The 22,341-nt window shown below is 68.7% G+C and carries 21 protein-coding genes; 4 read left to right on the top strand and 17 right to left on the bottom strand.

Translation table 11 applies throughout. From position 1 onward, the window contains the following. Positions 1–120: 120 nt before the first annotated feature. The 8 genes from pyrF to pyrR form a co-directional block, all read right to left on the bottom strand. Positions 121–954 (bottom strand): orotidine-5'-phosphate decarboxylase, encoded by an 834-nt coding sequence (gene pyrF / locus ABIB25_RS18725; protein ID WP_354530005.1) that lies wholly within the window; start codon positions 952–954, stop codon positions 121–123. Between the two features lie 12 nt (positions 955–966). After that, positions 967–2,094, bottom strand: coding sequence for a quinone-dependent dihydroorotate dehydrogenase (locus ABIB25_RS18720; RefSeq protein WP_354530004.1), 1,128 nt, complete (start codon positions 2,092–2,094; stop codon positions 967–969). A gap of 129 nt (positions 2,095–2,223) precedes the next feature. Further along, on the bottom strand, positions 2,224–5,832 hold the full coding sequence (gene carB, locus ABIB25_RS18715) for a carbamoyl-phosphate synthase large subunit (RefSeq protein ID WP_354530002.1): 3,609 nt from the start codon (positions 5,830–5,832) through the stop codon (positions 2,224–2,226). A gap of 6 nt (positions 5,833–5,838) precedes the next feature. Continuing rightward, positions 5,839–7,005, bottom strand: a complete 1,167-nt coding sequence (gene carA / locus ABIB25_RS18710) for a glutamine-hydrolyzing carbamoyl-phosphate synthase small subunit (RefSeq protein ID WP_354530001.1) — start codon at positions 7,003–7,005, stop codon at positions 5,839–5,841. Then, on the bottom strand, positions 7,002–7,562 hold the full coding sequence (locus ABIB25_RS18705; RefSeq protein WP_354530000.1) for a PH-like domain-containing protein: 561 nt from the start codon (positions 7,560–7,562) through the stop codon (positions 7,002–7,004). Before ABIB25_RS18705 ends, carA begins: the two co-directional genes overlap by 4 nt. A gap of 1 nt (position 7,563) precedes the next feature. Beyond that, complete coding sequence (locus ABIB25_RS18700; RefSeq protein ID WP_354529999.1) at positions 7,564–8,892, bottom strand: dihydroorotase; 1,329 nt, start codon at positions 8,890–8,892, stop codon at positions 7,564–7,566. 71 nt (positions 8,893–8,963) lie between these two features. Next, positions 8,964–9,896 carry an aspartate carbamoyltransferase catalytic subunit gene (locus tag ABIB25_RS18695; RefSeq protein ID WP_354530024.1) on the bottom strand — a complete coding sequence of 311 codons (933 nt, stop codon included), beginning with the start codon at positions 9,894–9,896 and terminating at the stop codon, positions 8,964–8,966. Positions 9,897–9,967: 71 nt separating this feature from the next. Next, positions 9,968–10,546, bottom strand: a complete 579-nt coding sequence (gene pyrR, locus ABIB25_RS18690; RefSeq protein ID WP_354529998.1) for a bifunctional pyr operon transcriptional regulator/uracil phosphoribosyltransferase PyrR — start codon at positions 10,544–10,546, stop codon at positions 9,968–9,970. A gap of 375 nt (positions 10,547–10,921) precedes the next feature. On the opposite strand from pyrR, the gene bldD reads away from it, so the two are divergent. Continuing rightward, entirely contained in the window at positions 10,922–11,404 is a 483-nt protein-coding gene (gene bldD / locus ABIB25_RS18685) for a transcriptional regulator BldD (protein ID WP_090474317.1), read from the top strand. A 243-nt stretch (positions 11,405–11,647) separates the two neighbouring features. On the opposite strand, the gene nusB is transcribed toward bldD, so the two are convergent. From nusB to ABIB25_RS18645, 8 genes are all read right to left on the bottom strand, one after another. Next, entirely contained in the window at positions 11,648–12,064 is a 417-nt protein-coding gene (nusB, locus tag ABIB25_RS18680; protein ID WP_354529997.1) for a transcription antitermination factor NusB, read from the bottom strand. A gap of 54 nt (positions 12,065–12,118) precedes the next feature. Then, complete coding sequence (gene efp / locus ABIB25_RS18675; RefSeq protein WP_354529996.1) at positions 12,119–12,682, bottom strand: elongation factor P; 564 nt, start codon at positions 12,680–12,682, stop codon at positions 12,119–12,121. A gap of 33 nt (positions 12,683–12,715) precedes the next feature. Further along, a complete protein-coding gene (locus tag ABIB25_RS18670) occupies positions 12,716–13,825 on the bottom strand; it encodes a M24 family metallopeptidase (RefSeq protein ID WP_354529995.1) in 1,110 nt (369 codons plus the stop codon). 28 nt (positions 13,826–13,853) lie between these two features. Next, entirely contained in the window at positions 13,854–14,312 is a 459-nt protein-coding gene (aroQ, locus tag ABIB25_RS18665) for a type II 3-dehydroquinate dehydratase (RefSeq protein ID WP_354529994.1), read from the bottom strand. Positions 14,313–14,352: 40 nt separating this feature from the next. Continuing rightward, positions 14,353–15,480, bottom strand: a complete 1,128-nt coding sequence (aroB, locus tag ABIB25_RS18660; protein WP_354529993.1) for a 3-dehydroquinate synthase — start codon at positions 15,478–15,480, stop codon at positions 14,353–14,355. Beyond that, positions 15,477–15,974: a shikimate kinase gene (locus ABIB25_RS18655; protein ID WP_354530023.1), complete on the bottom strand. Its 498-nt coding sequence runs from the start codon at positions 15,972–15,974 to the stop codon at positions 15,477–15,479. The genes aroB and ABIB25_RS18655 overlap by 4 nt, the downstream gene beginning before the upstream one ends. A 153-nt stretch (positions 15,975–16,127) precedes the next feature. Further along, complete coding sequence (gene aroC / locus ABIB25_RS18650) at positions 16,128–17,357, bottom strand: chorismate synthase (protein ID WP_354530022.1); 1,230 nt, start codon at positions 17,355–17,357, stop codon at positions 16,128–16,130. A gap of 151 nt (positions 17,358–17,508) precedes the next feature. After that, positions 17,509–18,306 (bottom strand): LOG family protein, encoded by a 798-nt coding sequence (locus tag ABIB25_RS18645; protein WP_502919853.1) that lies wholly within the window; start codon positions 18,304–18,306, stop codon positions 17,509–17,511. A gap of 325 nt (positions 18,307–18,631) precedes the next feature. On the opposite strand from ABIB25_RS18645, the gene ABIB25_RS18640 reads away from it, so the two are divergent. Continuing rightward, a complete protein-coding gene (locus ABIB25_RS18640; protein WP_354529991.1) occupies positions 18,632–19,279 on the top strand; it encodes a GPR1/FUN34/YaaH family transporter in 648 nt (215 codons plus the stop codon). Positions 19,280–19,284: 5 nt separating this feature from the next. Here the strand turns inward: ABIB25_RS18640 and dapE are convergent, their stop codons facing one another. Beyond that, positions 19,285–20,349: a succinyl-diaminopimelate desuccinylase gene (dapE, locus tag ABIB25_RS18635; RefSeq protein ID WP_354529990.1), complete on the bottom strand. Its 1,065-nt coding sequence runs from the start codon at positions 20,347–20,349 to the stop codon at positions 19,285–19,287. Between the two features lie 37 nt (positions 20,350–20,386). On the opposite strand from dapE, the gene ABIB25_RS18630 reads away from it, so the two are divergent. Continuing rightward, positions 20,387–21,334, top strand: a complete 948-nt coding sequence (locus ABIB25_RS18630) for a hypothetical protein (protein WP_354529989.1) — start codon at positions 20,387–20,389, stop codon at positions 21,332–21,334. A 20-nt stretch (positions 21,335–21,354) separates the two neighbouring features. Next, positions 21,355–22,341, top strand: coding sequence for a 2,3,4,5-tetrahydropyridine-2,6-dicarboxylate N-succinyltransferase (gene dapD, locus ABIB25_RS18625; protein ID WP_354529988.1), 987 nt, complete (start codon positions 21,355–21,357; stop codon positions 22,339–22,341).

The raw sequence follows: 22,341 nt of genomic DNA, 5'->3' as shown, positions 1-22,341 counted from the left end.
GGGCTCTGCCCGACGCGGCCTTCCTTGGGCTCTACCCAGAACGGCCCGCCGGGCTCCGACGTAGAACGGCCCGCCGGGCTCTGACCCAGAACGGCCCGCCCTGGGGCCGGTGCGGCCCGCTCAGCCGGTGAGTGCGGCCCGGAGGTCGTCGGTGAGCCGGGCAGCCGCATCGCGTAGGCCCGTCAGCGACGGGCCGGCGCCGAGCACCTCCCGGCTCGTGGTGGCCAGGACCGCCGACAGATCGTCGCCGAACACCACCTTGAGGTCCGCGATGGTAGCGCCCTGCGCGCCGATGCCCGGCGCCAGGAAGGGTCCGTTCGCCTTCGTCAGGTCGACGCCGGTCCGTCCGATGGTGGCCCCGACGACGAGACCGATCGAGCCCAGCGGGGACTCGCCACTGTTCTCCTGCGCGGCGGCGTCGACGATGGACTGCGCCACGCTGCGACCGTCATCGGTCACCGCGTGCTGCAGCGCCGGCCCCTCCGGATTGGAGGTGAGGGCCAGGACGAAAACCCCGCGGCCACTGGCCTTGGCTGCGTCGAGAGCCGGTCGCAGCGATCCGAATCCGAGGAACGGCGACAGGGTGACGGCATCTGCAGCGAGCGGCGACCCTTCCGTCAGGTAGGCCTGCGCGTATGCGGTCATGGTCGAGCCGATGTCGCCGCGTTTGGCATCCAGCAGCACGAGGGCGCCGGCCGACCGAGCCTGGGCGATCAGACGTTCCAGGACGGCGACACCGGCGGAGCCGTAGGCCTCGAAGAACGCCGACTGCGGTTTGAGGACGGCCACCATCGGGGCGAGCGCCTCGACCGTCGTCATGGCGAACTTCTCCAGTCCGGCAACGGTTTGCGGCAGATCCCAGGACCTCAGCAGACCGGGATGGGGGTCGATGCCAACGCACAGCGGACCGCGGACCGCCATCGCGTCGGCCAGTTTCGAACCGAAGCTCTGCATCTGCTCTCCCATTCAGCTGTTCCTGTCCCGCATGTTCCTGTCCCGCATGCTCCTGTCCCGCATGTTGCTGTCCCTAATGTTCCTGTCCCGCAACGTGATCGCCTTGTTCAACCCGGTGACCAGGCCGGGCCCGGTGTAGATGAAGCCGGTGTAGAGCTGGAGCAGTTGCGCACCGGCGTCCAGCAGCGCCATGCCGTGCTCGGGCGCCGAGATCCCGCCGACGCCGATCACCGGCAGATCGGTGTGCCGGGCGACTAACCGGACCACCTCGAGCGCCCGACGGCGCAGCGGCGCCCCCGACAGGCCGCCTGACTCCGCGATCAGCGTTTGGTCCGGGCCGGCGACGCCCTCCCGCCCGAGGGTGGTGTTGGTGGCGATCACGCCGGCGACGCCGTTCTCGCTGCACACCTGCAGCAGTTCCGCGATGGCGGCGTCCGTCAGGTCGGGGGCGATCTTGACCAGCACCGGAACGGGTGGGCGCCCGTGTGCCAGGGCGGACGCCGAACCGGTGAGCGCGCCGAGAAGCTCGCCCAACGGCCCTTTCTCCTGCAGCGACCGAAGCCCGGGAGTGTTGGGGGACGAGACGTTGACGGCGATGTAGTCGGCGACGTCGTGCACGGCGCGCAGCGACAGCAGGTAGTCCCCGACGGCCTCGTCCACCGGCGTCACCTTGGACTTGCCGAGCGAGATCCCCAGCGGGATACCCACCTTGCCCGCCTCGCGCAGGGTCGCAGCCAGCGCGGTGGCCCCGAGATTGTTGAACCCCATCCGGTTGATGATCGCCTCGCTGGACCGTAGGCGGAAGAGACGGGGGCGATCATTGCCGGCCTGCGGGACCGCGGTCACGGTGCCGAGTTCAGCGAAGCCGAAACCCAGCGCCGGCCAGGCACTGACCGCGACACCGTCCTTGTCCATTCCCGCGGCAAGCCCGACGGCGGACGGAAAGTCAAGTCCGAACACGCTGCGGGGGCTACGGTTTCGTGCCAGCAGCAGAGACAGACCGCGCAGCGCCGACCGGGACCGACCGATCCGGTTCAAGAGGGCCAGCGTGCTGTGGTGCGCGGTCTCGGCATCGCCGTGGCCCAGCCGGAACAGCACCGGCCGCACGGCCCGTTCGTACGCCGTCTCCAGCGCCGTCATCGCCCCGCCCGCCCCCTGTCGCGCTTATCAACTTCGACGGCGCTCATGAAGTTGGCCGAAATGTGACGGGAGGGGCGCGAATCGACCCGATCATGAGCGCGGAGGAAGTTGATAAGCGCGGACACAGGGTCAGGCACCCGCTCTGGCCGAATCAATCTTCGCCGCAGTCGCAGCCTGAACCGCAGCCGCAGCCGCAGCCGCAGTCGCAGCCGTAGCCTCAACCGCAGCCGCAGCCGCAGCCTCAACCGCAGTCCCAACCGCAGCCTCAGTGTCAATCGCAGCCGCAGTGCCAACCGTCGCCGCCGCACCGGCTGCGGCCGCGGCGTCGGCGTCGGCGCGGGCCACACGGAGGCGCTCCTGGAGGACCTGGAGCGGGGCCACGCCGACCTCGGAGCGGGTGACCGCCTCGATCCCCTGGATCGCGGCGGCGGCGCCGGCCACCGTCGTGATGCAGGGGATGTCGGCGGACACGGCGGCCGTCCGGATCTCGTAGCCGTCGATGCGCGGGCCGGACTGGCCGTAGGGCGTATTGATGACGAGGTCGACCTTGCCGGCCTTGATCAGGTCGACGATGTTGCCGGGTCCCTCGAAATGCTTCCGGACGACGGTCACCTGCATTCCGTTGCGCTGCAACATTTCTGCCGTGCCCTCGGTGGCCAGAATGGTGAACCCGAGGTCTGCCAGCCGCTTGACCGGGAAGACCAGCGAACGTTTGTCGGCATTTGCCACCGAGACGAACACCGTGCCCTTGGTGGGCAGCGACCCGTACGAGGCCGTCTGCGACTTGGCAAACGCCGGCCCGAAGGCCATGTCGATCCCCATCACCTCACCGGTGGAACGCATCTCGGGGCCGAGCAGCGAATCGACGCCGGTGCCGTCCGGACGGCGGAACCGGTGGAACGGCATCACCGCCTCCTTCACCGACACGGGCGAACCCGGGGGCATCAGACCGCCGTCACCCTGCGCGGGGAGAAGTCCCTCGGCCCGCAGCGACGCGATGGTGGCGCCGGCCATGATCCGCGCGGCCGCCTTCGCCAGTGGCACCGCCGTGGCCTTGGAGGTGAACGGCACGGTCCGGCTCGCCCGCGGATTCGCCTCCAGCACGTAGAGGGTCTGGTCCTTCAACGCGTACTGCACGTTGAGCAAGCCGATGACGTGCCCATCCAGCGCGATCGCCTCGGTGTGCTTCCGCACGCGCTCGATATCGCTGCGGCCCAACGTGATCGGCGGCAGTACGCAGGCCGAGTCGCCGGAGTGGATGCCGGCCTCCTCGATGTGCTCCATCACCCCACCGAGATACACCTCGGTACCGTCGCAGAGAGCATCGACGTCGATCTCGATCGCGTCATCGAGGAAACGGTCGACCAGCACCGGGTGGTCGTCGGTGATCTCGGTGGCGCGGCTGATGTAGTCGGCGAGGGATGGCTCGTCATAGACGATCTCCATCCCGCGGCCGCCGAGCACGTACGACGGCCGGACCAGGACCGGGTAGCCGATCCGCTCCGCGGCGACCCGCGCCTGGTCGAAGGAGGTGGCCAGGCCGAAGGCCGGAGCCGGTAGGCCGGCGCGGGCCAGCAGATCACCGAAGCGGCCCCGGTCCTCGGCGAGATCGATGGCATCGGAGGAGGTCCCGAGGATGGCCACCTCGACCCGCTCACCGGATCCGTCCCGCTTGACGATCGAGGCACCGTCCAGGATGGACGCCAGTTTCAGCGGCGTCTGGCCACCGAGGGTGACGATGACACCGGCAACGGTGCCCGACTCCTGTTCGGCCGCAATGACTTCCAGGACATCCTCGGCCGTCAGCGGCTCGAAGTACAGGCGGTCGGAGGTGTCGTAGTCGGTCGAGACGGTCTCCGGATTGCAATTGACCATGACGGTCTCGAACCCGGCCTCGCGCAGGGCGAGCGCGGCATGGACGCAGGAGTAGTCGAACTCGATGCCCTGGCCGATGCGGTTCGGGCCGGAACCCAGGATGATGATCTTCTTGCGATCCGTCTGAGGAGCGACTTCGGACTCGGCGGCCGGATCGGTCTCGTAGGCCGAGTAGTGGTAGGGCGTGCGAGCCTCGAACTCCGCCGCACAGGTGTCCACCGTCTTGAACACCGGACGGACGCCGAGGGACCAGCGGAGCTCCCGGACTGCGGTCTCGCTGCCGAGTTCCGGCCGCAGCACGGAGATCTGGTGATCTGACAGTCCGTATCGCTTGGCCTTCCGGAGCAGGTCCGCGTCGAGTTCAGCTGCGTCCCGGACCGCGGTGCCGATCGAGGCGATCAATTGGATCTGCCCGAGGAACCAGGGGTCGATCCTGGACGCCTCGAAGACCTGTTCGAGGGTGGCGCCCCACGCCAGGGCCTGCTCGATCTGGTAGATCCGGCCGTCGGTCGGGACGGCGATCTGCGCGAGAAGTTCGTCCAGATGACCTTTCTCCAAACTGACATCCCCCGTCGCTCCGCTCGCCCCGGAAGGCCAAGTCCAGAAGCCGGAAGGTCCGGTCCAGAAGCCGGACACCTTGGTCTCCATGGACCGCATGGCCTTGCCGAGGGCCTCGGCGAACGACCGCCCGATCGACATGGCCTCGCCCACCGATTTCATCGTGGTGGTGAGAGTCGGGTCGGCTCCGGGGAACTTCTCGAAGGCGAACCGGGGGATCTTGACGACCACGTAGTCCAGTGACGGCTCGAACGCCGCCGGGGTGGCCTTGGTGATGTCGTTCGAGATCTCGTCGAGGGTGTAACCGATGGCCAGTTTCGCCGCGATCTTCGCGATCGGGAAGCCGGTGGCCTTGGACGCCAACGCGGAGGATCGAGAGACCCGAGGGTTCATCTCGATGACGACCATCCGCCCGGTCGACGGTTCGATGCCGAACTGGATGTTGCAACCGCCGGTGGCAACCCCGACCGCGCGGAGGATCTTCAGACCGAGATCCCGCATGTCCTGGTACTCGCGGTCGGTCAGCGTCATCGCCGGGGCGACCGTCATCGAGTCGCCGGTGTGCACGCCCATCGGATCGATGTTCTCGATGGAGCAGACCACCACCATGTTGTCGTGCGCGTCGCGCATCAACTCCAGCTCGTACTCCTTCCAGCCGAGCACGCTCTCCTCGATCAGGACCTCGTGCACGGGCGACGCCGCCAGGCCAGTTGTGGCAATCCGTTCGAGATCATCGGCAGTGTAGGCCATCCCGGAGCCGAGACCACCCATGGTGAAGGACGGCCGGATGACGACGGGGAGACCGAGGTCCTCGACGGTCGCCCTGACTTCCTCCAGCGTGTGGCACACCGCCGAGCGGGGGACGTCGCCTCCCACGCCGCGCACGATGTCCTTGAAGATCTGCCGGTCCTCACCTCTCTGGATGGCGGGGATGTCGGCGCCGATCAACTCCACGTCGTACTTCTCCAGCACGCCGGCGTCGGAGATCGCGATCGCCGTGTTGAGCGCGGTCTGCCCACCGAGGGTGGCCAGCAGGGCGTCCACCGGGAACCCGCGGCGAAGCTGGTCGGCCAGCACCTTCTCGACGTACTCGGCGGTGATCGGCTCGATGTAGGTGGCGTCGGCGAACTCCGGGTCGGTCATGATCGTCGCCGGGTTCGAGTTGATCAGCGAGACGCGGATGCCTTCCTCGCGGAGCACCCGGCACGCCTGTGTCCCGGAGTAGTCGAACTCGCAGGCCTGGCCGATGACGATCGGGCCGGAGCCGATCACCAGGATGTGCTTGATGTCGGTGCGTGCGGGCATCGGTGCTCAGAGCCCTTCTGTGGTCGTGGAGGGGTGCCCGGCGTCGTCCATCATGACCAGGAACCGGTCGAACAGTGATTGGGCATCGTGCGGCCCGGCGGCGGCCTCCGGGTGGAACTGGACCGAGAAGGCCGGTACATCAAGACATTCCAGACCTTCGACCACGTTGTCGTTGAGGCAGACGAAGCCGACCTGCACCCGCCCGAAATCGGTGTCGACCACCTCGTCGAGCGGCGCATCGACCGCAAACCCGTGGTTGTGGGCCGAGATCAGGACCCGCCCGGTCGCCTTCTCCAGCACCGGTTGATTGATTCCTCGGTGTCCGAACTTCAGCTTGTAGGTGCCAAAACCCAATGCCCGGCCGAGGATCTGGTTGCCGAAGCAGATGCCGAACAGCGGGATCCGGCGCTCCAGGATCTCCCGGGTGAGCGCGACCATCTCGGTCTGGGTGGCGGGATCCCCCGGTCCGTTGGACAGGAACACCCCGTCGACCCCGAGCACGACGATCTCGTCGATGGTGATCCCGGCGGGCACCACGTGAGTGGTGATCCCCCGCTGCGCCAGCATTCTCGGGGTGTTGGCCTTGATCCCGAGGTCGATGGCGGCCACGCTGAACCGGGCTTCGCCGACGGCCGGCACGGTGTACCGCTCTGCGGTGGACACCTCGGAGGTGAGGTCGGCACCCGCCATACCCGGCTGAGCCCTGACCTGCGCGAGCATCTCGTCCGCAGAGCCGAGCTCGTCGCCGGAGAAGATGCCGCAGCCCATCGCACCGGCAGTTCGCAGATGCCTTGTCAGAGCCCGGGTGTCGACCCCGGCGATGCCCACCACGCGCTGGGTGACCATCTCGTCGGGCAGGCTCGAACTCGACCGCCAGTTGGACGGGGCCGGCGACAGGTCCCGGATGACGTAGCCGGCCACCCAGATCTGGCCGGACTCGTTGTCGTCCTGCGTGCCGTCCGGCCCGCCGGTATTGGCCCAACCGGTGTTCCCGATCTGCGGCGCGGTCGAGACAACCACCTGACGGCGGTAGGACGGGTCGGTCAGGGTCTCCTGGTAACCCGTCATCCCGGTCGTGAACACTGCCTCGCCGAAGGCGGAACCCTTTGCACCGAAGGATGTTCCGCGGTACACCCGGCCGTCTTCCAGGACCAGCACCGCTGGACTAGTCATGCACTCGCCCCGTCTGTCTTGTTCTGGTCGGTAGAGGTTCCATCAGGGTTGGGGCTGCTGCTGGTCGCCGGCACCAGCTGCTTCGCGACGGCGATCCAGGCCGCCTGTTCCTGTAGGTCATCGAGGCGCAGACCGCTGTCGACCCGTGACCCGCCGAGGTTCCAGGTGAGGACCAGGATGCCATCGGGCATGGCCATCACCTTCCCGGCGATCCCGGGTGCGGTCCCGATCGCCTCGAGATCGTCGACCGGGATGAAGATCTCGCCCTCCCCGATCCGCTCGATCAGGATCCCCGAACGGGCAAGGTGCAGGGTGGCGGCGGCGCGGCGGCCGAGACCACTGGCGACGATCCGGTCCTGCCAGGATCCGGAGACTGTGGTCGAGACGTACAGCCCGGTGAGCGGTTGGAAGAGTTCCTCGCCCAGATCGTCTGGGGCCGCAGGCAACTCTGCAACGCCGGACTGACGCTGCATCCGGTGACGCCAGCCGACGAACAAACCGTAGGCCGACAACAGGATCACCAGGATCAGGCCGAAGGTGAGCAGGGTCCGGTCCATGTCAGACCTCCGACTTCTCTTGCAGTGCACGGTTCCGCACGGTGGCCGTTCCGCGCAGGAAGGTGGCGACCACCCGGCCCGGCAGGGTGACGCCCTCGAAGGGTGTGTTGCTGGACAGGCTGGCCATCTCCTGGCCGCGCACCGTCCAGAAGGCTGTCGGGTTCACCAGCACCAGATTGGCCGGTTCCCCCGCGGCGATCGGACGGCCGTGGTCGGTGAGACCACCGATGGTGGCAGGGTTCTCCGACATCACCCTAGCCACGCCGCGCCAGTCCAGCAGACCGGTGTTCACCATCGTGTCGATGACCACCGAGAGGGCGGTCTCCAGGCCGAGCATGCCCGGCTTGGCGTTGTCCCACTCGGTCTCCTTGTCCTGGCCGGCGTGTGGCGCGTGGTCCGTCGCCACGATGTCGATCACCCCGGCGGCCAGCGCGGCTCGCAGGGCTTCCACGTCCGATCCGGTGCGCAGCGGCGGATTGACCTTGAAGACCGGGTCGTAACCCACGGCACGCTCGTCGGTGAGGATCAGGTGGTGCGGCGTCACCTCGGCGGTCACGCGGGTACCGCGCGCCTTGGCCGCGGCGACGATCTCCACGGACCCGGCCGTCGAGAGATGGCAGACGTGCAGCCGGGAATCGACGTGGTCGGCGAGCAGGCAGTCCCGGGCGATGATCGCCTCCTCGGCGACAGCGGGCCAGCCCGTCATGCCGAGCTGCGCGGAGACCACCCCCTCGTTCATCTGGGCGCCGATCGTCAGGCGTGGTTCCTGGGCGTGCTGGGCGATGACGCCGTCGAACGCCTTGACGTATTCCAGGGCCCGGCGCATCAGCAGCGGGTCGGCCACGCAGTCGCCGTCGTCGGAGAAGACCCGGACGTGCGCGGCGGAGGCCGCCATGGCGCCCAGTTCGGCCAGTCGCTCGCCCTTTCGCCCGACGGTCACGGCACCGATCGGGAAGACGTCGACCAGACCGGCCTGGACGCCGAGGCGGAACACCTGCTCGACGACACCGGCGGTGTCGGCCGTCGGATCGGTGTTGGGCATCGCGAAGATGGCCGTGTAGCCACCGAGAGCCGCGGAGGCGGAGCCCGTCTCGACTGTTTCGGCGTCCTCCCGCCCCGGCTCGCGCAGGTGCGTGTGCAGGTCGACCAGACCGGGCAGGACCACGAGCCCGTCCGCGTCGATCACCTGAGCCGCACCGATGGCCGGGTGGGTCCGCACGTCGTCCCCGACCGCCACGATCACGCCGTCCGCGAGCAACAGGTCGACCCGGTCCTCGCCGTAGGGGCGTCCATTGAGGATCAGGACGGGAGCCGTCGACCACTGCTTCAAGGCGTTCTCTCTGATTTCTTCGGATTGGGGTGGGCCGAGATGGAAGACCGGTGGTGGCCGGCGCGCGGTGCTCACTCGTCCACGCCGCCGGTCAGCAACAGGTACAGCACGGCCATCCGCACGGTGACGCCGTTGGCGACCTGCTCGACGATCACCGAGTTGAGACCGTCGGCCACCTGGGGGGTGATCTCCATGCCGCGGTTCATCGGACCGGGATGCATCACGATGCCGTGGTCGGCGAGCAAGGCGGCGCGGCGGGTGTCCAGTCCGTAGGAGCGGGAGTACTCGCGTTCGGTCGGGAAGAACGCTCCCCCCATGCGCTCGCGTTGGACGCGCAGCATCATCACGGCGTCGGCGCCGCGCAGGGCGGAGTCGAGGTCGTACGTCACCTCGCAGGGCCAGGTGTTGACCCCGAGCGGCAACAGCGTGGGCGGCGCGACCAGCGTGACCCTGACCCCGAGCGTGGACAGCAGCAGCACATTCGACCTGGCGACGCGGGAGTGCAGGACGTCGCCGACGATGACCACCCGGCGTCCGTCCAGGTTGCCGCCGGGGGCGAGGTGCCGCCGCAGTGTGTAGGCGTCGAGTAGCGCCTGGGTCGGGTGCTCGTGCGTTCCGTCGCCGGCATTGATCACATGACCGTCGACCCAGGCCGAGAGCTGTTGCGGCGCACCGGAGGACGAGTGGCGGCAGACCACCGCATCGGCACCCATCGCCTGGAGGGTCAGGGCGGTGTCCTTGAGCGACTCGCCCTTGGACACCGAGGAACCCTTCGCGGAGAAGTTGATGACATCGGCCGACAGTCGCTTGGCGGCCAGCTCGAAGGAGATCCGGGTGCGGGTCGAGTCCTCGTAGAACAGGTTGACCACGGTGCGGCCGCGGAGGGTGGGGAGCTTGCGGACCTCGCGGCCGGCCATCGCCTGGTCCAGCCGGGTGGCGGTATCCAGGATGTGCAGGGCGGCCGCCCGGTCGAGGTCGCCGGCGGAGAGCAGGTGACGCGGCAATAGGCCCGTCACCTGGCCGCCGGCCTGCTGGGTCGACGTGGTGGCGGACAGCGCGGTGCCGGTGATCGTCATCAGTGGCCTCTCACCAGGTCGACCGAGTCGACGTCGTCGATTTCCTCGAGCCGGACGGCGACGTCGTCGGACAGGGCGGTCGGGATGTTCTTGCCGACGTAGTCGGCCCTGATCGGCAATCGCCGATGGCCCCGGTCGACGAGAACCGCGAGTTGGACGACCGCGGGTCGGCCGTGGTCGCGCAGCGCATCGAGTGCGGCCCTGACCGTGCGCCCCGAATAGAGGACGTCGTCGACGAGTATGACCGTGGCCTCCTCGATGCCGGACTCCGGGAGCACCGTCTCCTCCAACGCCCGCGGTGCGCGCCGACGCAGGTCGTCGCGATAGAGCGTGATGTCCAGCGAACCCACGGGGTACGGCCGCGAGGTGAAGGCCGTCAGACGCTCGGAGAGCCGGCGGGCCAGGTGGACACCCCTGGTCGGGATCCCCACGAGCACCACCGGACCGTCACCGGTGCGCTCCAGGATCTGGTGTGCAATGCGATCGATGGTGCGGGCGATGTCGGCTGCGGAGAGCAGCGACACTTGGGCGGGAACAGGATCGATGACGGTCGGATCGGCCGCACGGGTGTTGGTCACGTGCGGATCTGACTGAGAGCGGTGGGAACCGATTCGACCAGGCTGCCGCAGGGCATCGGTCCGGTTCGGGCGCGCGGGCACCACACCGACCTCCTTTCCCGCCTCACTGGACGGTTTTAAAGGATGTCTGTTCACGAGAAGTCATGGCAGGTCGCTCGCGATCCCCGGCGATGGGCCGGTTCCGGCGATGACCCCGGCCCGATGCTATCAACCTCCGGCCCTCCAGAAGCACAGCCCCGTACCGAGGCAGCAATTCGAATCTTCCGGCACGTCGATGTAGAACAATTAGCTGAATTGCGACTACTCTGCGTGTTGAGCAACCTATAATTCCCAGGGAGGCTTACCACAAACTCTCCCGCCACCAGGAAGGCAGTCATGACGCAGGACTATGCACGGGCGCTGGGACAGAGACTGCGGTCGATCCGCGCCCAGCAGGGTCTGAGTCTCCACGGCGTGGAGGAGAAGTCGGAGGGCCGCTGGAAGGCGGTCGTCGTCGGGTCCTACGAACGCGGAGACAGGGCCGTCACCGTCGCCAAGCTGGCAGAACTCGCGGAGTTCTACGGCGTTCCAGTCGCCGAGCTGCTGCCCGACGCGCGCGCCTCACGCCGTGGGATGCCGGCCCCGAAGCTCGTCATCGACCTTCATCGACTGTCCGAACTACCCGCTCACCAGGCCGGTCCGCTGGCTCGCTACGCCGCCGCGATCCAGTCCCAGCGAGGTGACTACAACGGCAAGGTGCTGACGATCCGTGCCGAGGATTTGCGGTCACTCGCTGTCATTTACGACATGTCCCCGGAGAGCCTGACCGAGCAGCTCGTCGGCTGGGGCGTTCTACCCGCCGGCACCGAGCTCGAGTAGCCCTTCGCCTGGCAGCGTGCGCCGTTTGGTGCGCATACCGATCGGCCCTGCGCAGACAGAAGTGCCCGTTTTCGCCCGTCAGGGCCTGAGAACGGGCATTTTCGTACGCGCCGGGAAGAGCTTATGCGCCGAACCACGGGACGGGCAGAACCACGGTCGCGCCGAACCACGGGACGGGCAGAACCACGGTCGCGCCGAACCACGGGACGGCCCGCGTACCGGAGCCGTCACGCATCAGATGCACTACACCCGGCGGAGCTCCGGGGCGATGAGCAGGATCTGGCCCAACACACCGTTGATGAACCGCGGTGAGTTGTCGGTCGACAGGCTCTTGGCCAGCTCGACCGCCTCGTCCACCGCGACCGGAGCCGGGACGTCGGGCGAGTAGACGAGCTCGTAGACGGCGATCCGCAGGATGGCACGGTCGACGGCGGGCATCCGGTCCAGGGTCCACCCTTCGGCATGCTCGCTGAGGAGGTCGTCGATGCGGCCCTGGTGGGAGGCATATCCGCGGATCAGCGTCTCGGCATACTCGCCGAGAGGCGCTGCCTCCTCGGAGTCGATGCGCTCACCGAGCACGTCGAGCGGATCAGCGCCGCGGGCATCCGCGGCGTAGAGCACATCGAGCGCACGCTTGCGCGCCTTGGAACGTGCGGACATCAGCGCGACCGGTCTGGACGACGCAGGTCGTGTTGGTTCTGAGGACAGGTCACGTCAGCTGTTGACGCGACCGAGGTAGCGGCCGTCGCGGGTGTCGACCTTGATCTTGTCCCCGGTGTTGAGGAACAGCGGAACGTTGATCTCCGCACCGGTCTCCAGCTTCGCCGGCTTGGTGCCACCGGTGGAGCGGTCGCCCTGCAGACCGGGATCGGTATGCGCGACGAGCAACTCGACCGAGGCCGGCAGCTCGACGAAGAGCACCACGCCGTCGTGGGTGGCAACCATCGCCTCCTGGTTCTCCAGCAGGTAATCGGCGACCGATCCGACAACCGGCGCGGTCACGTTGATCTGGTCGTAGGTGTCCTTGTCCATGAACACGAAGTCGGACCCGTCCTTGTAGAGGAAGGTCATGTCGCGCTTGTCGACGGTGGCGGACTCGACCTTGATGCCCGCGTTGAACGTCTTGTCGACGACCTTGCCGGTCATCACGTTCTTCAGGGTGGTCCGGACGAAGGCCGGCCCCTTGCCCGGCTTGACGTGCTGGAACTCGGTGATCGTCCAGAGCACGCCCTCCAGGTTGAGGACGAGGCCGTTCTTGAAGTCGCTGGTGGAAGCCATGAGGTGGTCGCAGTGCCTTTCGTTGATGACGTGTCAGAGGACGACGAGGTCGCGCGATGTCAGCGTGAGCACCTCGTAGCCGGGGCCGGAGAACTCCCGGTCGAGGCCGTCGATCGCCCGGACCACGCCGCTGTCCTCGATGCGAACACCGCCTCGACCCGGCAGGTACACACCTGGCTCGACGGTGACACACATATCTGCGCTGATGATACCCGCCTGGCCGCGAGCCAGGCTCGGTGCTTCGTGCACCTGCAACCCCACCCCGTGCCCGAGTCCGTGGGCGAACTGCGGCCCAAAGCCGGCCGCGGTGATCAGATCCCGGGCTGCGGCATCGACCTCACCACCGGTCGCGCCGACCACGGCCGCGTCGCGTCCAGCCTGCTGCGCGGCCTCCACCAGCGTGTAGATCTCGATCTGCCAGTCGGCCGGGCGGCCCAGCACGAAGGTCCTCGTCATGTCCGAGTGATAGCCGGCCACCGCGGCTCCGAAGTCCAGTTTGAGCAGGTCACCGGTTTTCAGCGGACGCGAGGTCGGCCGGTGGTGCGGAATGGCGGAGTTCTCCCCCGCTGCGACGATCGTCTCGAACGCCGGATCGGAGGCACCCAGGCGACGCATTCGCTCGTCCAGGTCAAGGCCGACGTCACGCTCGGTCCGGCCGCGACGGATTCCGCCGGCCTCGATCAGTTCGGCCAGCGCACGATCGGCCACCGCGCAGGCGGTGCGCAGCGCGTCGATCTCGCCCGGATCCTTGATCGCCCGGAGCCGCTCGACCAGATCGACGGTGTCGACGAGCTCCACGTCGGCGGCGGCGGCGGTGCGCTGCGCTCCGGACTGGAAGACGGACACCGACTGAGCCTCGAAGCCGACCCGGCCCGAGGCCTGCGCCAACAGGGCGAGATCGCACGGACGGTCGATCATGCGCGGCAGATCGGGGACCTGCGCCGCCGACTGCACCTCGTAGCGACCGTCGGTGCAGAAGAGCGACTGCTCATCGCCCTCGACACGGATCAGCAAGGCGGCGTTGGAACCCGTGAACCCCGTGAGGTAACGGAGGTTGATGAGATCGGTGACCAGCAGACCGTCCAGCCCGGCGTCGGCCAGCAGTCCCCGCAGAGCGCGGCGCCGATTCAACTTGTCGCTCATGTGTGATCCTGTCTCTCCGCGCGAGCGTTCACCGGGCGGCCTCCGAACTCTGCGCGTCGAATCCGTGGGCCAGGTGTTCCAGCGCCAGTCGGTAGCCGTCGACGCCGAGACCGGCGATCACCCCGGTCGCGACCGCGGAGACCACCGAGTGGTGACGGAACTCCTCGCGCGTGTGGACGTTGCTGATGTGCACCTCGATCAGCGGCGCCGTGCGTTGGGCAACCGCGTCCCGGAGGGCGATCGAGTAGTGCGACCAGGCAGCCGGGTTGAGCACCACCGGTGTGCCGGCGTCGGCGGATTCGTGGAGCCAGCCGATCATCTCGGCCTCGTCGTCGGTCTGCCGCACCTCGACGTCCAGGCCCAGCGCCGAGCCGCGAGCGACCAGGGAAGCGGCCAACTGCGGGTAGCTGGTCGATCCGTAGACGGACGGCTCCCGGGTGCCCAGCCGCCCGAGGTTGACGCCGTTCAGGACGAGGACCTTGTTCATCGGGGCGTCCGCTCTGTGGGGTGGAGTGCGCATTGAGACGTCACAACTGCACGAGGCCAGGAGGTTTCGCCCGGCCGGCGATCACCGAGTAGGCCGCAGCGAGGAGCGACGGGTCCGGCCCGGCCAGCCGACCGGGCTTGGCCAGACCATCGAGCACCACGAATCGCAGCACCCCCGAGCGGGTCTTCTTGTCCGAACCCATGATCTTCACCAACTCGCCCAACGCATCCGGGTCGTAGGTGGTGGGAAGGCCCAGCATGTGCAGAACCTCCAGATGACGGTCGGCGGTGACGTCGTCCAGCCGTCCGGCGGCCCTGGCGAGCTCGGCCGCGAAGACCAGACCGACCGACACCGCGGCCCCATGACGCCAGCGGAACTTTTCCCGCTTCTCGATCGCGTGGGCGAGAGTGTGCCCGTAGTTGAGGATCTCGCGCAGATCGGACTCCTTCAGATCGGCGGCGACGACGGTGGCCTTCACCGTGATGGCCCGCCGCACCAGTTCGGCCAGTGCCGGACCGGACGGATCGACGGCGGCAGCGGAGTCGGCCTCGATCAACGTCAGGATCTCCGGGTCGGCGATGAAGCCGCACTTGACCACCTCGGCCATACCGGCGACCAACTCGTTGGGCGGCAACGACTCCAATGTGGCCAGGTCGACGACGACGGCGGCCGGCTCGTAGAACGCGCCCACCATGTTCTTGCCCGCGCCGGTGTTGATCCCGGTCTTTCCGCCGACGGCCGCGTCCACCATCCCGAGCAGCGTGGTCGGTACCTGGATGACGCGAACCCCACGCATCCAGGTGGCCGCGGCGAAGCCGGCCAGATCGGTGACGCTGCCTCCGCCGAGGCCCAGGACGAGATCGCTGCGCTCCAGCCCGATCTCACCGAACACGTCCCAGCAGAAACCCAGCACCTCGAGGGACTTCCCGTCCTCGGCATCCGGGATCTCCAGCAGATGCGTCTTGATCCCGGCCGACTCCAGAGCATCTCGGATGGCCTCGGCGGTCAACGCCAGGGTCGGGGCGTGGATCAACGCGGCACGACCGGCTTGTCCGGTCGAGGTGGCGGCGGCGACCAACTCGTCCAGCAGGCCGCGGCCGATGGTGACCTGGTAGGGCGACGGCCCCGCCACCTGGACGACCACGGGATCGCTGACGGCACTCGTCATACCAGCTCCAACTTCTCGATGATCAGTCTCGCGACGTCGGCGACGCTCAGCTGATCGGTTTCGATCTCGACGCGCGCCGTCTCCCGGTAGAAGACCAGCCGGGCCTCGAGCAGAGCCTTGTAGGTGGCGCGCGGATTGATCCCGGCCAGCAGTGGTCGATTGACGGCCAGACCCGTCCGGCGGACGCCGGTCGGCATCGACAGGTTCAGGAAGACCACATCGTGGCCCACCAACAACTCTCGGGTCTCGGCGGCCAGTACCGCGCCGCCCCCCAGGGCCAGGACACCGTGGTGCTCGCCCAGAGCCACAGCGACGGCCTCCCGTTCCAGCGTCCGGAAACCCGATTCGCCGTCCTCCAAGAAGATGTCGGGGATGCTCCGGCCGGCTCGGGCCTCGATGTCCGCGTCCGTGTCGCGCATCGGCAGGCCGGTCATTCGCGAGATCGCTGATCCGACGGTGGTTTTGCCCGAGCCGGGTGGACCGACCAAAACCACTGCCGGACGCGTTCCCGTTGGCGCGAAAGCGTTCTCACCACGTCCCGCAGCCTCGCGCTGCGCAACGGCCTTGGCCCGGTCGGCAGCGGTCCCCGGCCCGGGACGCCATGCCGACTCCGTCGCGTTCCCGGCCGTCACCGTCGTGACGCCGTCTCAGGAAGCGGCCGCGGCGGTGTCCGCGGTCGTCTGGTCCGCGGGGATCGGCAGGGTTCCGGTGAGGGTGTCCAGATAGGCGCGGACGTTGCGCCGCACCTCGGTCACCGAGTCGCCGCCGAACTTCTCGACCACCGCATCGGCCACGACGAGCGCGACCATCGCCTCGGCCACCACACCGGCGGCGGGTACCGCACACACGTCACTGCGCTGGTGGATGGCCACGGCCGGATCACCGGTCACCACGTCGACGGTGGCCAGCGCGCGCGGCACCGTCGAGATCGGCTTCATGGCGGCGCGCACCCGGAGGACCTCGCCGTTGGTCATGCCGCCCTCGATGCCGCCCGCGCGGTTGGAACGGCGGGTGACGCCCGGATGACGGGGGTCGATCTCGTCGTGGGCCTTCGAGCCGCGACGGCGGGCGGTGGCGAACCCATCACCGATCTCGACACCCTTGATGGCCTGGATGCCCATCAGAGCGGCGGCGAGTCGGGCGTCCAGCTTGCGATCGCCCTGGACGAACGAGCCGAGCCCGGGCGGCAGACCGTAGACGAGCACTTCGACCACGCCACCGAGGGTGTCGCCGTCGGCCTTGGCCGCTTCGATCTCGGTGACCAGGATGTCGGTCGAGCGCTGGTCGAGCGCCCGGACCGGCGAGGCGTCGATGGTCTCCCGGTCTGCCGGGGTGGGCAGCGGCCCGTCGATCGCATCGGCGTCACCGATCGAGACGACGTGCGAGACGACCTCGGCGCCGAGGACCTCGCGCAGGAAGTGCTGGGCGATGGTCCCGAGCGCGACCCGGGCAGCGGTCTCCCGGGCCGAGGCACGCTCCAGCACCGGGCGGGCGTCGTCGAACCCGTACTTCTGCATGCCGGCGAGATCGGCGTGGCCGGGGCGCGGGCGGGTGAGCGGCGCGTTGCGGGCCAGACCGGCGAGGATGTCGGGGTCCACCGGGTCCGGGGACATGATCTGTTCCCACTTGGGCCACTCGGTGTTGCCGATCTGCACCGCGATGGGACCGCCGATGGTCAGTCCGTGGCGGATGCCGCCGAGCAGCGACACCACGTCCTGCTCGAACTTCATCCGCGCGCCGCGGCCGTAGCCGAGCCGGCGTCGGGCCAGTTGTACGGCGATGTCAGGGGTAGCTACCGGTACGCCGGCAGGCAGCCCCTCGAGGACGGCGACGAGTGCAGGTCCATGTGATTCCCCTGCGGTGATCCAACGCAACACGTTCGTCATTCTTCCACGAGTCGATCCCGCGCCGCCCCGTCGCGCTTATCAACTTCGACCGCGCTGCGGAACGTGCCCATTTTGTGACGCGAGTGAAGCAAATCGACCCGATCATGAGCGCAGGCGAAGTTGATAAGCGCGGCAGCCGGGGTCAGTGGGCGGCGACCCAGGCGGCGTGAGCGTCGTGGACGACGCGGATCATGTCGTCGACGTCGTCGGTGACGTGCAGGAGGGCCATGTCGGGCAGGCCGATGTTGCCGGCGCCGGCCACCGACTTCTCGATCCAGTCGACCAGCCCGCCCCAGTACTCGGAGCCGAACAGCACCACCGGGAACTTGGTGACCTTCTTGGTCTGCACCAGGGTCAGCGCCTCGAAGAGCTCGTCGAGCGTTCCGAACCCGCCGGGCAGGCAGACGAACGCCTGCGAGTACTTGACGAACATCGTCTTGCGGGCGAAGAAGTAGCGGAAGTTGATCCCGAGGTCCACGTATCGGTTGATGCCCTGCTCGAACGGCAGCTCGATGCCGAGGCCGACCGACAGGCCGCCGGCCTCCTTCGCCCCACGGTTGGCCGCCTCCATGATTCCGGGACCGCCGCCGGTGATGACGGCGAAGCCCTCCTTGGCCAGCGCACCGCCGATCTCCATCGCCTTGCTGTACTCGGGGTTGTCGGGCTTGGTCCTGGCGCTGCCGAACACGGTGACGGCCCGCGGCAGACCGGCGAGTGCGCCGAACCCCTCGACGAACTCCGCCTGGATGCGCAGTACCCGCCACGGGTCGGTGTGCACCCAGTCGGTCGGTCCCCGTGAGTCCAGCAGCCGCTGATCCGTCGTGCTGGTGCTCTCGGACTGGGTTCCGCGTAGCACCACCGGTCCGCGGTGTTTCTCGCCGGACGTCTCCGCGCGGACGTCCTGCTCGCCGACAGGCTGGGGTGTGTTGTCGTTCGTCACGTCGCCACAGTAAGCGTCACCCGTGGCCCGCCTGCGGTGACCGGCCGACATCGCGACGTGGGATGGATCGCTGCCGCCGGCGCAGCAACTAACGCGTTGTCTCAGAAAGAGACGACTTCCGTTGCCGGACGTGCGGTGTGATCTGCACGACGATGCGCACGACGCACGCAGGACGGTGACCTCCGCTCCGCGGAACACGGCACCGGCCACTCCCTCCGATCATTCGGTCGCGGGGCGGTGACCGACGCCCGGACCACCACGCGCCGGCCTCGGGGCCGCTCGACGATGAGCGGCCGACACCGCGAAAGCGAACCGAAGGAGTTCCATGACAGCCACCATCACCCCCACCCCGGCCGCCGAACGTCCGGTCCCCGCTCCCGTCCAGCCCGAACCCGCCGCACCGGTGGGCAATCCGGCCATCGTCGGCGTACCACTGTTCGCCGTCGGATCGATAGCCCTTGGCCTGCAACAGGTCGGCTTCGTCTCGGCCGCGGGGGGCGGCGCACCGCTGGCCATCATCCTGGCCGCCACCGGATTGGGCACCCTGCTCGCAGCGGTGTGGGCCATCTCCCTCGGACAGAGTGCGGTCGCGGGGATCTTCGCGATCTTCGCCGGGTTCTGGCTCAGCTACGCAGCGTTGATCCTCGGCCTGACCCACAACTGGTATGCGGTCGCCGCCGCCGATGTGACCTCGACCGTCGAGCTGTTCCTGATCTCCTGGCTGGTGGTGATCGTGCTGCTGACGGTCGGCACGCTGCGCCTGCCGCTGGCCTTCACCGCGGTGTTCGTGCTGATCGACCTGTCGCTGATCGCCACGCTCATCGCCACCGCGAGCGCCTCGACCGGGATGGGGTACCTCGGCGGGTACCTCGCACTGGCCTTCGCAGCGGTGGGCGCATACATCTTCGTCGATTCGTGCATCCAGACCACGGGAGGCGCCGGCCTTCCGCTCGGCACTCCCGTCCAGCACTGAGCCGGTCAGGACAGGAACGTCCGGAGGACTTCCGTCATCTCCCTGATCTGACGGCGGGAGACCCATTCCTCGCGGGTGTGTGCGAGGGACGGGTCTCCCGGTCCGTAGTTGACTGCCGGGATACCAAGGGCGGCAAACCTTGCCACGTCCGTCCAGCCGTACTTGGCCACTGCCGCCCCACCGGCTGCCGCCACGAATTCCGCAGCGGCGGGGGCGGCCAGGCCGGGCAGGGCGCCGGCGGCGGTGTCCAGGACGTCGACCTGGAATCCGTCGAACAGCTCCTTCAGGAGCTCGACCGCCTGGTCGGCGCTGTGGTCCGGAGCGAACCGGAAGTTGATCCTGACGACGCATTCGTCAGGAATGACGTTGGACGCCACCCCTCCGGAGATCCCCACCGCGTTCAGGCCCTCGCGGTAGAGACACCCGTCGATGTCGACGGACCGCGGCCGGAACGCGCGCAGCCGGTCCAGCACCTCGCCGGCGCCGTGGATGGCGTTGTCGCCCAACCACGATCGGGCGGCGTGGGCCCGTCGACCGCGGGTGGTGACGGCGATCGCCGCCGTGCCCTGGCAGCCGGCCTCCACCTGGCCGTTGGTCGGCTCCCCCAGGATCGCGAGGTCCGCGGCCAGCCAGTCCGGCAGCTCCCGCTCGATCCTCGTCAGTCCGTTCCGCTCGTGCTCGATCTCCTCGCACTCGTAGAACACGAGAGTCAGCTCACGGGAGGGGTTCTCCAGCGTGGCGGCCAGGTGGAGGAGCATCGCGTCCCCGGACTTCATGTCCGTGGTGCCGCAGCCGTGCAGGGTGTCGCCGTCCAGCCGGGACGGCACGTTGTCGGCGATCGGGACGGTGTCCAGATGACCGGCCAGCAGCACCCGGGTCGGCAGCCCGAGCGCCGTCCTGGCCAGCACGGAGTTGCCCAGCCGGACGACCTCGAACCGCCCGATCCGACTGAGCGCGTGCTCGACCGCATCGGCGATCGGCCCCTCCGTCCCGGAGACCGAGGGGATGTCGACGAGGGTCTTCGTGAGGTCGGCCGGGTCGGCGACGAGGTCGAGGTCCAGAACTGGCATCACAGAAACCTACGCCGGCGCCCAGTACGGTTGCCGAGTGCGCAAGCCGATCGCCTTGACCCTCGCCGCGATCGTGCTGATCGCCGTCATCGTCGTCGGAGTGGTCGTGGGTGTGAAGGCACTGTCCGGCTCGGGTTCGACGGCCGCCGGACCGGAGTGCACCGTCCCGCTCGTCGGGAGCTCGGCGAGCGGGAGCGCGGCAAGCTCGGTCACCACCGATCCGACCGTCGCGGTGCCCGTCTACCTGACCGCAGCCCAGCTGCAGAACGCATCGACCATCAACGCCGTCGGCCTGTCCCGGGGTCTGCCGCAGCAGGCCCGGATCATCGCCCTCGCCACCGCGTTCCAGGAATCCACCCTGCGCAACCTGCCGAACGGCGACCGCGACTCGGTCGGGCTCTTCCAGCAGCGACCCTCCCAGGGTTGGGGCAGGGCGACGCAGATCCTCGACCCGGTCTACGCCTCCGGCAAGTTCTACGACGCACTCCTGGAAGTCACCGGCTGGCAGACCATGTCGCTGACGAAAGCCGCCCAGGCGGTCCAGTTCTCGGGCTTCCCGGACGCCTACGCGAAGTGGGAGGGCGAGGCGAAGACGCTGGCCGCCGCCCTTGGCGGTACCGCCCCACTCGAGTTGAGCTGCATCGCCGGCGCGCTCGCGCCCTCCGCCGATGCTCCGGCGCGCAAGGCGTTGGCCGGCAGCTCGTCCGCTGGGCCGGCATTGGCCTCCGCCCTGAGCGCCGCCCAGGCCGAACTCGGCGGCTTGCGGGTGGTGGCCATCACCGGCTCCACCGCGACCGTCACGATCGCGGTCCGCGGGGTCCAGGCGGGTCAGGCCGGCCGCGCCCTGGCGGCCTGGGCGGTCGCCCACGGGACCGGATTCGCCGTCACCGGGGTCACCGTCGACAACCGGACCTGGACCGACCACGCCTGGGGACCCGCCACCTCGACCGCTCCCGCGGGCCGGGTGTCCATCACCACCGGCTGACCCTCGATAGGCTCTCCGGTATGACCGAGACCGTCGCCGTCCAGGCCGATCCAGCCCAGCCCAGCAGCCGGCCCGTCGGGGCCAACGGCGCCGGTCTGGCCACCCGGACCACCGACGGTGTCGTGCTCGACGTCTGGTACCCGGCCCCGACTCTCGTGACGGACGGGCAGCCGCCAACGGGTCAGCCGGATCTCTCGGCGGCCGAACGGCACGACGCGATCCGCGGTGTCGACGTAGTCGCGATCGACACCTCCATCACCTCGCTGGCCGACGCGCCCACCGACACCGCGGATGCCTACCTGCGACTGCACCTGCTGTCCACCAGGTTGGTGCTGCCCCGCTCGATCAACCTGGACGGTGTGTTCGGACTGCTCCCGAACAACGCCTGGACCTCGCTCGGGCCGGTCCCGGTCGACACGGTCGAGCAGGTCCGGTTGACCGCCGCGGTGGCCGGGCACCGGCTCACCGTCCACGGCGTGGACAAGTTCCCCCGGATGACGGACTACGTGGTGCCGGCCGGCGTACGGATCGCGGACGCCGATCGGGTGCGGCTGGGCGCCCACCTGGCCGCCGGTACCACCGTCATGCACGAGGGTTTCTGCAACTTCAACGCCGGCACTCTCGGCACCTCCATGGTGGAGGGCCGGATCTCGCAGGGGGTGCTGGTCGGCGACGGCAGCGACATCGGCGGCGGCGCCTCGATCATCGGCACGCTGTCCGGCGGCGGCAAGGAGCAGGTCACCATCGGGGCCGGTTGCCTGCTCGGTGCCAATTCCGGCGTCGGGATCTCGCTCGGCGACGATTGCGTCATCGAGTCAGGGCTCTACCTCACCTACGGGACCAAGCTGACCCTGCTGGCCGACGGGCAGGCCACGGTCGTGAAGGCCAGTGCGCTCTCCGGCATGGCAGGGCTGCTGTTCCGCCGCAATTCGCTGACGGGCGGGGTGGAGGCACTACCCCGCACCGGCAGCTGGGGCGGGCTCAACTCCGTGCTGCACGCCCAGTAG

The sequence above is a fragment of the Nakamurella sp. UYEF19 genome (assembly GCF_040546275.1).
Classification (GTDB): Bacteria; Actinomycetota; Actinomycetes; order Mycobacteriales; family Nakamurellaceae; genus Nakamurella.
Note: the sequence above shows the minus strand (reverse complement) of the source record. Positions and strands in the feature narration are given on the sequence as shown.